The sequence below is a fragment of the Alteromonas sp. DY56-G5 genome (genome assembly GCF_041414725.1).
Lineage (GTDB): Bacteria > Pseudomonadota > Gammaproteobacteria > Enterobacterales > Alteromonadaceae > Alteromonas > Alteromonas macleodii.
This window is the reverse complement of record NZ_JANHZQ010000006.1, coordinates 77,962-92,178: the sequence shown is the minus strand read 5'-3', so window position 1 is coordinate 92,178 and position 14,217 is coordinate 77,962. Positions and strand designations below refer to the sequence as shown.

Genomic DNA, 14,217 nt, shown 5'->3' with positions numbered 1-14,217 from the left:
TATAACAACAGCCGCCTGTGACAACCTCTGTGCTAAATAACGCTTTATTTAAGGTAAGAAAGCAAGGTTTCCTCGTCCGCACCTAAAACATTCTTTTTCACTTCTTTATCGACCACATCTGAACATTGAGATGACATTCCATTTCTCAATTTGCCAAGAAACCCTGGCCCGCTAATAATATCTATTGAGCCTAGCGCACCTCGTTTACGCTCGCCATCCAGCCAGTCAGCAATGTCACTGGCAAATCGTTCATCTTCGAGTTCAGCGGCATCTTTTCGATTCATGCTATCAACGCCTGGTACTTGCGAAGCGGGAGCCGATTGTCTGCCGGGTTTATCTGTATAAATGTCTTGGTCACTCGCACCACTAAACTCATTGTGCCATTTCTTTACTTCAACAAGCGCACTTCCGTGATTGATATAGGTGTAAGCTGTGGCGTTGTCGTGGTTGGCCACAATTACGTAGTGTTTCTGAACTGTCATACAGCCTCCTATGTCCATTTATGTAAAACATTCACGTTTATGGTGTTCGGTGAAAGACGAGTATGAAAAATGTGCCTAAAACCTCAGTTAAAACGCTAATGTAAAAGAGGTGTTGCAATATCAACACCAAAGCCAAGAAAGATAACAATAGGGTGGCGCTTCTTATAGTTACCTCGAATAGCTTCAACCCGAGCAGCAACTTAACGAGTGCTTTTAGTAGAAGGCTAGTAGGTGGGGTTAAGCCCGTCGATACACAACAAGCGATACTGCGATATCACGAGTAAGTAATCTCAAGGAATATGCGAAAGGGAAAAAGGCTAGCAGAGGGGCGCTAGCGCTTTAAATACAATGCGTAATCGACTTTACAAGCATTTGGCAGGTTTAGGTAACCCTGCCAGTTTGGTGGCTTGCTTAGCCGGGCCTTTTTTAAAGAGTCGCTGCAGGTAGCGGCTATTACCTTTTTCTGGCCCAAACTTATTGGCCATAGCTTTCACCAAAGCACGAATTGCTGGGCTGGTTTCGTACTCTTCATAGAATGCGCGTACGAAGCGCACCACTTCCCAGTGGGCTTCTGTTAATTCAATGTTCTCTTCTTGCGCCAGCAACTCAACCATATCTTCTTCCCAAAGGGTATAGTCGAGTAAATACCCGGCTTTGTCTGTAGGGATCGCTTGCCCTTTATAATTGAAGCTATAGGTTTCTTGTGTCATGAAAGGGGTATCCAGTGCTGATTTTTTGCTGATATTGCAGCAAGTTCTTTGTGAGAAATAGGATTAATATGTTCGGGAAGATTTGCGCCCCTGGTATCCGCATCTGTACTCAAGAACGACAGGTTTAGCGTTGATTTGTCTTTTACCGTGCTTTCTAGCGTATTGGCCAGCTGCTCAAAAAACGCGGTGTTTAATGCAGGGGCATAAACGCCATCACCAACAAATACAACATAAGTAGAAGTCGATTGCTCAAAAGTGGCTTCAATAAGCTGTTTGTATTCAGTGCTCAAATTTGGCGTTGAAATAGTAATAAGCATTAGAATGTCACCACATGATCTACGCTTTGGATAAGCGTGACCTTTTCTTCTGGGGTTATCCACTCACAGTCTAACTCATCAACTAGACTGTTATTAGAAAGAACCTGCTCAATGTCGTAGGTATCTGCACTTGCTTTACACACAAAGCATTCTTCGATATCGAAAAACGGCATGCTAGCTAAACGTTTGGTGTGATTTTTTAGTCCTTTGGTAGACGCTGCCTTAACAAGCTGCAGTACACCTTGGCTTTCAAAAAGCACTTTAACATCGTGCCCATAGTTTGTTGCAGCAAGCGCAAAATCTAAACCGTCTTGGCTTTTAGCATTGGAAAAAGGGCTTTGCGTAAACCTAATAAGTAGTTGCGCCATTAGAATTGTACCAACCTGTTGCAATCGTGGAGCGCAGTGAAGAATTCGCCCAAGCCAGCTTGCTCGAAAGGCGCGGATAAGTTGGCCTGAGACAACCCATTCTCTTTCGCCTCTAATTCACTAACAATACCTCGCTTAACGGCGGCGGTAATGCATACAAGTAATTTCACATTGTGCTCAGTCGCTAGAGCCTTCCAACCATCAAATGCGAACAGCTCGTCGCCCGTCTTTAGCATTAAGTTATTGGTGTGGTGTACACCTTCGCTGTAAAAGAAAACGTTGTTAACTACGTCGCCGTTATCTATGGCGCCTTGCACAAACGCAAGGGCGCGCAAAGCCGTGTCACCTTGAAAAGGTGATGATGTGATAAGTACTGAATATTCTGCCATACAAATAAAAACACCCCGGTTAAGGGGTGTTTCTCTTTAAACCTTTAACGCTGTTTTAATCGTCGCCACCAAACGCACCTAAAAGGTGAAGGATAGACGTGAACAAGTTGTATATGTTCAAGTATAGCGAAACTGTTGCACGAATGTAGTTTGTTTCACCACCGTGAATGATACGGCTAGTATCGAACAAGATGAAACCTGACATAATAAACACAATCGCTGCACTGATTGCTAAGCTTACCGCTGGAACTGCGAAAAAGATGTTCGCAATTGCCGCCACAAGCACAACCACTAAACCTACTACCAAGAAACCGCCCATAAATGAGAAGTCTTTCTTAGTGGTTAGGGCGTAGCCAGATAGCGCGAAAAACACGAGGGCTGTTGCACCTAATGCTTCCATGATTAGCCCTGGACCAGCAACGCCTAAATAGAAATTAAGCGTGTAACCTAGTGAAGCACCCATTAAACCTGTGAATGCAAACACCCAGTAGATGCCAGATGCTGAATCAGCTTTTTTCTGAACTACAAAAAGAGTTATAAAAGCGCCGATAGTCATAACAAGAGACATCATAGGAGAAATGCCTACTGCCATTGCTATACCAGCACAAACTGCACTAAACGCCAGTGTCATCGCAAGCAGCATATAGGTGTTGCGTAGAACCTTGTTCGTCTGCAATACCGATGGTTGAGATGCACTTGAATACATCGAACGTTGATCCATTGTTTCCTCCAATAGGACTTATGATATGACCAAAATGGTTCACAATTATTTAGTGTATGTTGTATGGGTTTTAGTTCCCATTTTCAAGTAGTTTCAGATGAAAATGGTGTCAGGTGAATATAAAAACATCTCTTGTACGTGCTAAACAGTCTATTTGATTGAAATCTCGGCACTTAGACAACTTTTTTAATTTTTCGCTTTACAGTCATAAAAATATCATTAAGATACGCAGCACTTCAGGAGAGTTGGCAGAGCCCGGTTTAATGCACCTGACTTGAAATCAGACGTGGGGTCAAACCCACCGGGGGTTCGAATCCCTCACTCTCCGCCATATTATGAAAACCCGCACATTGTTGCGGGTTTTTTTTTATGCCCGTCTACCACGTTAGACTTTCGTATAAGACCACAGTCGCATTGTTACATTCCGTTCACATGTTTAGGCTTGCGCTTTTCTTCCGCGCAATCTAAAGGTGTTATGTGTCACAAGAAAGTTCTTCTTATCAAAATCTTCACAAACCGAGCAGTAGTTTTAAATCAAGAGACGAATATTTAAATCACGAACTTCAAATACTTTCTCCAAAACGTTGGCGGTTGAACCTGCCTGGTAAAGACTACCGCGTTGAGTGGGAAGACTTTGTGCCAGGCATGGCGGCGACCATAGGAAAAATCGTTATGGTTGCCGCCGTAGTAGGTGCATTCGCAGCACCGCTAGGGCTATCTCCTGAGTTTGTTATTGAAAACGTGCGCTTTGAATTACTCATTGCAGCAGTCTTGTTCGTTGTTCTGATTTCCGGTTTTCTGAACCCGTCAGCTAATTTAGCAGGTACACACGGCCCCTTACTGCCCTTGGTACCCCTTATTGTTGCATCTGGCGGCCATCCCATGGCGCTCGGTCTACTCATTGGACTATTTGGTTTTATTTTAGGAATAACGAAGGGCGGCAGTGTGCTAGCCAGGCTAACCAGTAACGGTGTATGCGGTGGGCTGCTGTTGTACTTAGGGTTTATTGGCATCACAGGCCAGGTGAAGAAACTCTTTGCGTGGGCAGAAAGCTTCGATATGGCTTACTTAGCCTTCGTGGTGATCATTGCCACTATCTTAATGTATGCATGGCTAGAGCATATTCAAAAGCGCTGGCTAGCCATTCCGCTTGGTGCGGTGATGGCGGCGGTCATTGCGTTTTCCTTCGGTGCGCCATTTGAGTTCACAACGTCGCCGGGTATGCCTAACTTGAACCCTGCTTATTGGTGGGGGGAAGACACAGGTTGGAAACTGGGCCTGCCAGACTGGTCACATTTCATTGCTGTGCTGCCTTTTGCTGTGCTGGCTGTGTCTATGTGGTCGCCAGATTTCTTAGGTCATCAAGTCTTCCAAAAGCTTAGCTACCCTAAAAAAAGTGAACGAGCGCACATGAATATAGATGACACCATGATTGCTGCATCTAGTCGTCAGGCAGTGGGAAGCCTACTGGGAGGGGGGAATATCTCATCTTCGTGGGGGACCTACATTATTCCGGCTTCAATCGCGCGCAGACCCATACCCGGTGGTGCATTAGTTACTGGCTTTTTATGCGTTGTAGCGGCACTTTGGGGTTACCCCATGGATCTAGCAATTTGGCCGCCAGTGCTTTGCGTAGCGCTTATTGTTGGGGTCTTTCTGCCGCTTATGGAAGCCGGTATGCAAATGACGCGTGAAGGTAAAACGACGCAATCTGCCGCATTGGTGGTGATCTCCTCTGTACTAGTTAATCCAGTATTCGGATGGTCTTTTACTATGCTTTTGGATAATTTGGGGCTCGTTGGGTGCAAAGATAGAGCTGGAGAGCTCGGCAAAGCAGGGCGTTGGCTAATTCCAGGAATTACGTTTTTGGTGTTATGTACCGTTATGGCACTAATTGGTATGTTCCCGGGTGTGCCCGCGATTATGGAAACCTTCAGAATGTGATGAGGGCTTTAGGGTAAGGTTACTTCTTTAAAGTTCAAGTTACTGAAACCAGATATGCTATTACGCGAACGGCGTCGGAGGTGTTTCTCCACGCCGTTTTTATTTAATTTATTATGCTGATATCACTCATCCACTGAAGTTACGTTTTTACCACATAAATTAAGCGTTACGCGTACCGCGATTTACTTGTCCCAGTAGGGCGTACTTTCAAAATAGCTTGATAAAAAGTCAATGAAAACCCTTAGCTTATTAGAAATGAGCTTACGATGAGGATAGACCGCATACAAAGAGATAGCTTGCGGTACGAAATCGTCCAGTATGGACACGAGTTCCCCGTTTTTGAGCGCTTCACCGGCAATAAAGGTAGGTTGAAGTACATAACCTTCACCCTGCTTTGCTACATTGGTTAGGACTTCTCCATTATTGGCGGTTAGCTTGGGCGTCACAGTCTGGGCATTTGCTTTAAGCGCCGCAATAAGCACTGATTTATCGTTATCATAGTTGACGTAGGAGTACTCAAGATAGTGTTCTGGTTTTAATTCGGCTGGATGTTGCGGTGTGCCATATTTTTCCAGGTAGGCTGGTGAAGCGCACAGGGCCAGCTTTATCGTTGTGATTTTCTTGGCCACCAGCGACGAGTTAGCTAGGTGACCTGCACGTATTGCTACATCAAACCCTTCGTCTATCACATCAATCTTTCTATCGTTTAGCTGCAAGTTTATCGATACGTGAGGGTGTGCTTGTTGAAACGCACTGAGTGCACTCGCTAAATGTAATGTTGAGAAAGAGACAGGGGCACTTACATGCAGAACTCCCTTTACTTCCGTATTGAGCAACCCAAGCTGACTTTCCATATCGGTTACGCTTTCTAGAATATGATTTGCATGTTGCAAACACTGCTGACCAGCCTCGGTTAGGTGAATTTTTCTTGTAGTGCGATTGAATAAACGCGTATCAAGTTGCTTCTCTAATTCGGCAACATACTTGCTTACGAGTTGATTTGACGTGTCTAGCTTTTCTGCAGCTTTTGTAAAACTGCCTTCATTCGCAACAACGCAGAAAGTTTTCAGTAGCGATAATTTATCCATCGTTTAACCATTCGTCTCAATAAACAACAATTTGTTGGTAATCATTCAATATTTAACCGCTTTATACAATAGGTGTTGGTAACTATTCTATATGCATCAGGTTAGCGCTGTGCCAACTCAATGAAGTCAGGCGGAGCGTTCATCACTTTTTAGATATGACACTTTCAATTACGAGAGACTTTGAGGATTTAACAATGAACAAGCAATTTCTAAAAAACATTTTTACTTCTAACAGCAGTGTTTCTAGTTTGGTTTTACGTGTGCCTGTGGGCATTATTCTTACCGCACACGGCGCACAAAAGCTTTTTGCTTGGTTTGGTGGTTATGGATTAGAAGGCACAGGTCAGTGGATGGAAAGCATTGGTTTAGCGCCAGGCTTTTTAATGGCATTGCTGGCCGGCAGCGCTGAGTTTTTTGGCGGGCTAGCGCTTATTATGGGTTTTCTAACACGCCCAGCTGCTTTAGTAAGTGCATTCACAATGGTGATTGCGATTTTTAGTGTACATGCAGCAAACGGTTTATTTATGACTAACAACGGTTACGAGTTTGCACTAACGCTACTTGCTGCAACAGGTGCGCTAGCTATTCAAGGTGGCGGTAAATTTTCAATCGATTCCCTTATTAGTCACAAGCTTAATAAATAGCGGTTGTGAGATTTCGACGACTAACGAAACCGGCCAAAATGCGCCGGTTTCAATAGCTATGGAGCCCTTATATCAATCCGCATAGATAATTGCCCACTCAGAAGACGCTAGTAAGTTTCCTAGCGAAGCGTGGGAATGCAGGAATGGTATTCTCTACATCTAACAAGGTATGGTTTTATGCAACAGCGAACGCAAACTCACCCGTCTGTGCGAATTAACACCGCTTATATTTCTCATGGTGGAGGGCCGCTTCCACTTCTTGAAATGCAGTCAGTAGGAGAGGCGAGAACGCCTGCCTATCATATTGAAATGATTGAAGCGCTCAAAGCATTATCATCAGATTTACCCAAACCCGATGCAGTCATAGTGATTAGTGCCCATTGGGAGGATACTGAAGTCTGTGTAACTACTCACCCAGAACCTTCCTTGATTTATGACTATTATGGCTTCCCAAAAGAGGCGTATTCCCTTGAATATCCGGCCAAAGGGGAAGTAGCACTTGCAACTTTATTACTAAAGCGTTTAGCAGAACAAGGCATTGCTGTACGGGAGGATAGGGCACGTGGTTTCGATCACGGAATGTTCATTCCCCTAAGTATTATGTATCCCAGTGCCGATGTACCCTGTATTCAACTATCCATTACGTCTGATTTGGATTCTAAAAAGCATGTGCTATTGGGGGAAGCCATTAGGAAAGCTGTTGAACTTGGGGTAGAGCCTGTAAATAGTGATGCAAAGAACGAAGTGAATATTTTAGTATTGGGCTCGGGGTCTTCTTTTCACAATATGCAGGGCTTTTTTGATAGCTCCGATGATGCAATGCGAAAAGCAACGCGCTTTAATAACTGGCTTCAGACAACTATGCGGACCAGTGCCTACAACGAGAATGAACGCAAAGCTCGTCTTGTTGAATGGTACAGCGCGCCGGATGCGCGATACGCCCATCCTAGAGAAGAGCACCTTCTTCCACTCCATGTTTGTTATGGTGTTAATAATAGAGCAGCTGATAAAGCCCTGTCTTTAACGCTTCTAACCAAACCTGCAAGCATGTTTGTGTGGTGTGATTGACCAGTGCTTCACATTACCGCGTCAGTGCAATACCTGATTGAATAAAGCCTGCGTTAAACGAGAGCAATTAAATTTTGAACACTTTGATTATCAATTGGTCGTTTGAGTAAAAATGTTAAAATTAGTGCTTTACAGTCCCACATAAATCATTAAGATACGCAGCACTTCAGGAGAGTTGGCAGAGCCCGGTTTAATGCACCTGACTTGAAATCAGACGTGGGGTCAAACCCACCGGGGGTTCGAATCCCTCACTCTCCGCCAAATACGAAAAACCCGCACATTGTTGCGGGTTTTTTTATGGGCTAAATTTACTCGCTTTAGTATATGGCTATAGCCAAGAGTGAAACCTACGCACAACCACATTATTCAAAGCTAGACGAACATTATCATTTTTGGCGTCATGAGCTGTCGACGTGCATAGAATACCCAATGACAATTTTTGAGTGAGAACTTCAATCGCTTTTAAAAAACTTCGTTTTATGTTTTACGAGCATTTATAGTAGGTTAACGCTAATAGTGTTTTTAAATAATGAGAACGTAGGCCATTTTCTACCAAGATGGTTATTATTCTTGCGAAAAGGTGAATATTTCACCAGTTGATTGATTTAATTGAAATTAGTGCTTTACAGCGTCACGTAAATCATTAAAATAAGCGTCACTTCAGGAGAGTTGGCAGAGCCCGGTTTAATGCACCTGACTTGAAATCAGACGTGGGGTCAAACCCACCGGGGGTTCGAATCCCTCACTCTCCGCCAAATACGAATAACCCGCACATTGTTGCGGGTTTTTTTATGGGTGAAATATTTTCTGATCTCATCCTGTCTGTATCTTGTAATTACAGGACATTCCATAAAAACCTAGTTATGTCGCGCTTTATTCATAAAAGCTTGGTATACATAAAGGGTTAGCAATCAACTGAAATCATTACGGCATTTTAAAGCGCTCTTCTTTTATTCTTATGGCGCTGGTCCTACGCAGTTGGTAGTAATAACAAAAATCGAGAGGACATTATGCAGGCAATGCCCACACTTAATTTACGGGACGGAACAGTTGAGCAAAAAAGACAGGAAATAAAGGCTTATTTCCTCGATTCCTTTGATACCTACGAATCGATTTTCTCTTGTCTTGCCAATGATGACGTATTTTATCAACGACCTGAAAAGTTGCGCCATCCGTTAATTTTCTATTTTGGTCATACTGCTACTTTCTTTATCAATAAATTAGTACTGTCTAAGGCAATAAACGAGCGCATTAACCCAAAATTTGAATCGCTATTTGCCATTGGTGTTGATGAAATGAGTTGGGATGATCTTAACGATGAAAATTACGACTGGCCGAAGGTGGAAGAGGTGCGTAAATATCGTAATCAAGTGCGCACATTGGTATGCGATTTAATAGATACCATGTCTTTCAGCATGCCTATTGACTGGGAAAGTCCAATGTGGCCCGTTGTAATGGGAATAGAGCATGAACGTATTCATTTAGAAACCTCATCTGTTCTAATCAGACAGCTACCCATTGCATCGGTACGCCCCAGCCCAGAATGGCCTGCATGTAGCACTATGCAAACTAATGCTGAAGCGTTAGAGGCTAATGTTTTAATGACCGTTCCGGCACAGAAAGTCATAAATTACAAAGCGTGGGACAGTGCTTATTACGGGTGGGACAATGAATATGGTTCTCAGCAAGAATCCGTTAGCGAGTTTAGTGCGTCTAAATTTCTTGTAAGTAATGGTGAGTATTTATCGTTTGTGCAAGACGGCGGCTATAACAACGCAAAATACTGGGAGGCTGAAGGCAATAAGTGGCGCGAATATACTAAAGCTCAGCACCCTGTATTTTGGATTAAAAAGAGTGATGATTATTTATATCGCAGCATGCTTGAAGAGCATCCACTACCTTTAGATTGGCCTGTGGATGTGAATTATCATGAAGCGAAAGCGTTTTGTAACTACTTGAGTGAAAAAACGGGTGATCTTATCCGTCTGCCGACTGAAAATGAATGGCAAGCGTTACGACAGCAGGCTGGTGTAACACAAACCGTATACAGCGAAGGATTCAACATAGCGCTGCAAAAGTATGCGTCGAGTGAACCTGTTAATGTTAATAAGTCCGGCGAATTTTATGATGTTGTTGGCAACGTATGGCAATGGACAGAAACACCCATCTATCCGTTTGAGGGCTTTAACGTTCATCCTTTATATGACGACTTTACAACACCAACATTCGACAATAAGCATAACCTCATTAAAGGCGGTAGTTGGGTATCTACAGGTAACGAAGCAATGAAAGATAGTCGTTACGCTTTTAGGCGCCACTTCTTTCAGCACGCGGGGTTTCGGTATGTTCAAGGAAAGCGAGTTATAGCAGTGAACGATTTTGATTATGAAAGTGATACACAGGTTTCGCAATACAGTGAATTCCATTACGGCGACGAGTACTACGGCGTCCCTAATTTTGCTAAAGCCAGTGCGCAGTTTTGTATTGACGCTATGCAAGGGCGTCAACACGCTAAAGCGTTAGATTTGGGGTGTGCCGTTGGTCGGTCTACCTTTGAACTTGCAAAATACTTCGATCATGTCGATGGCATCGATTTTTCTGCACGCTTTATAAAAACAGCGTTTGAGATGCAAGAGCGTGGTGAAATACGCTATAACCTTATAGAAGAAGGTGAACTTACGTCGTTTAAGGCGCGTAAGCTCTCTGCGCTCGGTTTAGATGACAGTGTAGACAACGTTGCTTTCGCACAAGGTGATGCGTGTAATTTGAAGCCGCAATTTACAGGCTACGACTTGATCTTCTTAGGCAACCTTATTGATAGAGTGTATAGTCCAAGAAAGGTATTAACGGACATGGCCACACGGCTAAATAAAGGTGGATTGCTCGTTGTCGCCAGCCCCTTTACATGGTTGCAAGAGTATACCGAAAGAAGTGAATGGTTGGGCGGCTATAAAGATGAAAATGGTGAAACGCTTAGCTCTACTCAGGCGCTTGAAGATGCATTAGGTCATAGCTTTAAACGAATTGCTGAACCTAAAGACATTCCATTTGTCATTCGAGAAACAAAGCGGAAATACCAACATACGCTTTCTGAATTTAACGTGTTTGAAAAGATAGACTAACACGGTGTCTATTAAAGTGTGTGTGCAGTATAAAGTGAGCGCGGTACGCGTGTTTCGCGCTTATAATTATAATAGATTTCAGAAGGCCTTTAGCCAATAGTAAATGCGTAAGGCTATATAGATAGGATAATGTGAAGGTGAGCAACGCGCTAAGCCATCTCCCCGTGTTCAACGCTATGCAAAGCGAGTTTATGCCTTACAAGGATGTATGGCAGGCACCTTCTCACCTGAAACTCGATCAAACCCGTCTTAAATATTCAGCGATATTTCGCCGCTTTCAGGGCGCGTTTTCATCTCAAGCGAACGTTGTCGCGTCTCAGCAAGACCCTATTCCAATGTGGATAGCGGATATGGACATCCCGCCTTGTGATGAAATTCTCAGCGCGATTACACAAAACCTTCGCTCTACTTATGGATATCAGTCCCTTGATATCGGTGACGCGGTAGCAAAACGTTTTGAGCGTACCACGCAAAAAAGTAGTCGCTTTAAAGTAGAAAGTGGCGATGTTGTGGATGTTGCGAGCGTAATAGGAGCAATAGACGTTGCGCTTCACACTTTTTGCCAACCTGGTCAAAAAGTCATGGTTTTAACACCAACCTATTCCCCTTTAACAGAGGCTATTAATAATAACGGCTTAACGCCAGTATCTATTCCAGTCATTCAAAACGCGCGTCAAATTCAGACTAGGCTTTCTGAAGTTACCGCGACAAAGGATAGCGACAAGAATCGTCAGGAGGACGTCGAAGGTGTTAACGCAACTATAGATACTTCAGCCTTCGATAGTGCTGCGGCTGCATTCGTGATTTGCCATCCTAATAACCCTACAGGTACAGTGTTAAGTGTAGAAGATCAGCGTGTTATTATGAGCTTCTGCGCCAAGAACGATATTTTAATGATCACTGATGAGGTACACAGCGAGTTTGCATTTAATTCGTCAAATGAACCAACGCTAATACCCATGTTTGGTGCAGAGGTGAGCAATAAGAACGAGGGGCGCCAAGAAAGTCTAAACGGTGGTAACATCCATACTCATCAACTGCCACGCATTATCCACATTAATAGCGTGTCCAAGGCGTTTAACCTAGCGAGTATTCCAGGTGCATCGTATGCGGTCATTAAGGATAAAACGATCAAAGAGACGTTTGCCCAAGCTATTAATAGCAGGCACCTTAACGCAAGTAACTTAGGAAAAGTTGCGTTGATTGCCGCCTATGAGAAGGGAAGTACTTGGTTAGACAGCGTAAAAAGTGCGTTGAGCTTCAACCGAAAGCTTGTTGTGCGCTTCTTTGAGCACTATGGTTTATCTGTTAATTATACAATGGGCAGCGCTGGCTATTTCTTGTGGCTAGACCTTTCAACATTCCCTTCGCATTTAACACAGCCGAACAGTATCGCTTCTGTGGATGAAGCTCCTTTAGGTGACGCTTCTCGTCAACCTCTCAAATATTCACCCGTGACCACTGTGGAAGGATGTATTGAGCGCGGCGTGATAGGTAACGACGGCGCGACCTTTGGTTCTCCACACCATATTAGGCTAAATTTAGCCTGTCACCCTGCGGTTGTAGAAACCGCGCTGCAAAGACTGTGCTTTATTTCTTAGCGTAGCTTAACCCGCATCTGTTGATCGACAGTCAATTTTATTCTAATTATTAGAATAATAAGCTCAAATATATGACATTTTATTTCTATTAAAGAGGATTAAAATGGCCTTATTAGATAATTAGCCCTTAACACATGTTCTATCGCCCAGCGTTACTCCTGTTGGGTAAGAGTCAGTGGCGGCTTATGGTTATAAGGAATGCAAGATGATGTATTTGAGAAAAGCGAATGAAAGAGGAAAAGTGAACTTTGGCTGGCTAAAAAGCCAACATAGCTTTTCGTTTGGACACTATTATGACGCAAAACATATGGGGTTTTCAGCGCTACGGGTTATCAATGACGATGTTGTTCAGGCCGGTAGAGGTTTTGAAACCCATGGTCACAGAGATATGGAGATAATTTCATATGTTGTGAGCGGTGCTTTAAAGCACAAGGATAATACCGGTAATGAGTACGTAGTGCCTGCGGGTGACGTGCAAGTAATGAGTGCAGGTAAGGGTATTATGCATTCGGAGTTTAACCCTTCTACTGAAGAGCCTGTTAACTTTCTGCAAATTTGGATTGTGCCCAATGAAAAAGGCGGTACGCCCAGCTATGCGCAAAAAACCTTTGGCACACAGGCGGGTGGAAATAACCATGATTCAAAGCTTGAATTATTAGTAAGTGATGACGGTAGGGAAGGGTCATTACGCATTAAGCAAAATGCTGCAATCAGCCGTTTAACTTTGAAAGCTGGCGAAACATGGGAGCATGGCACTGAAGACCAAAAGGGTTACCTTCATATGATTAGCGGTAATGTACAGGCTGTGGTAGACAGTGAAACGAATGCATTTGAAATAGAGGCAGGCGATGCTTTGGGTATTTACGAGCAAGACATCATTCGTCTGAAAGCCTCAGAGGAAAGTGTGGCCTTGTGGTTTGAATTACCTAAATAGCTGCCTAAAAGTAATCTAGATCAATAATTTAGTTTCAAATTGTGTATCTCTACTTCACGAATTCTTATCTCGTGGTATGATGACTTGGATAAGGTTAAAGGCTGGTAATACTTCTCATTAATGAGCATTATCAGCCTTTATTCCAGTTGTATGTAAAACTGAAGTCAGTGAGATACTAGAGTGATAAAAATAATCCTAGCAGATGACCATGATTTGGTCAGAACAGGGATACGCCGGATTCTGGAAGACGTAGACGATTTTACTATCCTCGCAGAAGCGAAGAACGGTGAAGACGCAGTACTTTTGTGTCGAAAAAACGCGCCAGATGTGGTACTCATGGACGTGAATATGCCCGGTATTGGCGGACTGGAAGCGACAAAGAAAATTGTTCGTATGTCTGAAAATACGCGTGTTATTTGTGTTTCAATGCACAAAGAAAGTCCTATTCCAATGCAAGTTATGGATGCGGGCGCATACGGTTTTCTGACAAAAGATGCAGAGCCAGACGAAGTAATACGCGCTATCCATAAAGTTGCGGCAGGACAAAAGTATGTTGATCAAGAAGTGGCCAATAGCATCGCCATCGGTAAGTTATTGCCTAGTTCGGATAATCCGTTTGACGAGCTATCAAGTAGAGAACTTACAATAGCAATGCGATTAACCGAAGGTCACAAAGTGCCTGATATAGCCCGAGAACTCAGTATTAACTCAAAAACGGTTAATACTTACCGTTACCGAATGTTTCAAAAGTTAGGCGTAAATTCTGATGTAGAGCTAACGCACTTGGCCTATCGTCATAAGCTTATCAATCCTAACACCTTTTAAGCGT

Annotated in this window: 14 protein-coding genes and 3 tRNA genes; 10 read left to right on the top strand and 7 right to left on the bottom strand. The window is 43.4% G+C overall.

The genetic code is table 11. The features are described 5' to 3' along the window. Positions 1 to 44: 44 nt before the first annotated feature. The 6 genes from NO989_RS04710 to NO989_RS04685 form a co-directional block, all read right to left on the bottom strand. Positions 45 to 482: a host attachment protein gene (locus NO989_RS04710; protein WP_039220875.1), complete on the bottom strand. Its 438-nt coding sequence runs from the start codon at positions 480 to 482 to the stop codon at positions 45 to 47. Positions 483 to 844: 362 nt separating this feature from the next. Further along, positions 845 to 1,192 (bottom strand): TusE/DsrC/DsvC family sulfur relay protein, encoded by a 348-nt coding sequence (locus NO989_RS04705; RefSeq protein WP_014949623.1) that lies wholly within the window; start codon positions 1,190 to 1,192, stop codon positions 845 to 847. Then, on the bottom strand, positions 1,189 to 1,509 hold the full coding sequence (locus NO989_RS04700) for a hypothetical protein (RefSeq protein ID WP_049588239.1): 321 nt from the start codon (positions 1,507 to 1,509) through the stop codon (positions 1,189 to 1,191). Before NO989_RS04700 ends, NO989_RS04705 begins: the two co-directional genes overlap by 4 nt. Continuing rightward, the gene (locus NO989_RS04695; RefSeq protein ID WP_014949621.1) at positions 1,509 to 1,877 is read right to left on the bottom strand and encodes a DsrE family protein; all 369 of its coding nucleotides are present in this window, start codon (positions 1,875 to 1,877) and stop codon (positions 1,509 to 1,511) included. The genes NO989_RS04700 and NO989_RS04695 overlap by 1 nt, the downstream gene beginning before the upstream one ends. Beyond that, positions 1,877 to 2,266 carry a sulfurtransferase complex subunit TusD gene (gene tusD, locus NO989_RS04690; protein ID WP_039220883.1) on the bottom strand — a complete coding sequence of 130 codons (390 nt, stop codon included), beginning with the start codon at positions 2,264 to 2,266 and terminating at the stop codon, positions 1,877 to 1,879. Before tusD ends, NO989_RS04695 begins: the two co-directional genes overlap by 1 nt. Positions 2,267 to 2,321: 55 nt before the next feature. Further along, on the bottom strand, positions 2,322 to 2,987 hold the full coding sequence (locus tag NO989_RS04685; protein WP_014949619.1) for a Bax inhibitor-1/YccA family protein: 666 nt from the start codon (positions 2,985 to 2,987) through the stop codon (positions 2,322 to 2,324). A 239-nt stretch (positions 2,988 to 3,226) separates the two neighbouring features. Here NO989_RS04685 and NO989_RS04680 point away from each other — a divergent pair. Then, positions 3,227 to 3,318 (top strand) — tRNA-Ser (locus NO989_RS04680). Positions 3,319 to 3,464: 146 nt separating this feature from the next. Further along, complete coding sequence (locus NO989_RS04675; protein WP_014949618.1) at positions 3,465 to 4,931, top strand: DUF3360 family protein; 1,467 nt, start codon at positions 3,465 to 3,467, stop codon at positions 4,929 to 4,931. 182 nt (positions 4,932 to 5,113) lie between these two features. Here the strand turns inward: NO989_RS04675 and NO989_RS04670 are convergent, their stop codons facing one another. Then, positions 5,114 to 6,019, bottom strand: a complete 906-nt coding sequence (locus tag NO989_RS04670) for a LysR family transcriptional regulator (RefSeq protein WP_049588235.1) — start codon at positions 6,017 to 6,019, stop codon at positions 5,114 to 5,116. A gap of 194 nt (positions 6,020 to 6,213) precedes the next feature. Between NO989_RS04670 and NO989_RS04665 the strand changes: the two genes are divergently transcribed. The 8 genes from NO989_RS04665 to uvrY all read left to right on the top strand — a co-directional run bounded on the left by NO989_RS04665 (position 6,214) and on the right by uvrY (position 14,213). Beyond that, positions 6,214 to 6,663: a DoxX family protein gene (locus NO989_RS04665; protein WP_371342145.1), complete on the top strand. Its 450-nt coding sequence runs from the start codon at positions 6,214 to 6,216 to the stop codon at positions 6,661 to 6,663. A 177-nt stretch (positions 6,664 to 6,840) separates the two neighbouring features. Continuing rightward, positions 6,841 to 7,731: a class III extradiol ring-cleavage dioxygenase gene (locus NO989_RS04660; protein ID WP_371342144.1), complete on the top strand. Its 891-nt coding sequence runs from the start codon at positions 6,841 to 6,843 to the stop codon at positions 7,729 to 7,731. A gap of 169 nt (positions 7,732 to 7,900) precedes the next feature. Next, positions 7,901 to 7,992, top strand: a tRNA-Ser gene (locus NO989_RS04655). Positions 7,993 to 8,394: 402 nt separating this feature from the next. Next, positions 8,395 to 8,486, top strand: a tRNA-Ser gene (locus tag NO989_RS04650). Positions 8,487 to 8,741: 255 nt separating this feature from the next. Continuing rightward, positions 8,742 to 10,853 (top strand): 5-histidylcysteine sulfoxide synthase, encoded by a 2,112-nt coding sequence (gene ovoA / locus NO989_RS04645; RefSeq protein WP_371342143.1) that lies wholly within the window; start codon positions 8,742 to 8,744, stop codon positions 10,851 to 10,853. Positions 10,854 to 10,990: 137 nt separating this feature from the next. Then, positions 10,991 to 12,454, top strand: coding sequence for an aminotransferase class I/II-fold pyridoxal phosphate-dependent enzyme (locus tag NO989_RS04640; protein ID WP_371342142.1), 1,464 nt, complete (start codon positions 10,991 to 10,993; stop codon positions 12,452 to 12,454). A 205-nt stretch (positions 12,455 to 12,659) separates the two neighbouring features. Beyond that, on the top strand, positions 12,660 to 13,388 hold the full coding sequence (locus tag NO989_RS04635; protein ID WP_156078395.1) for a pirin family protein: 729 nt from the start codon (positions 12,660 to 12,662) through the stop codon (positions 13,386 to 13,388). Positions 13,389 to 13,568: 180 nt separating this feature from the next. After that, entirely contained in the window at positions 13,569 to 14,213 is a 645-nt protein-coding gene (gene uvrY, locus NO989_RS04630; protein WP_014949610.1) for a UvrY/SirA/GacA family response regulator transcription factor, read from the top strand. Positions 14,214 to 14,217: the final 4 nt, after the last annotated feature.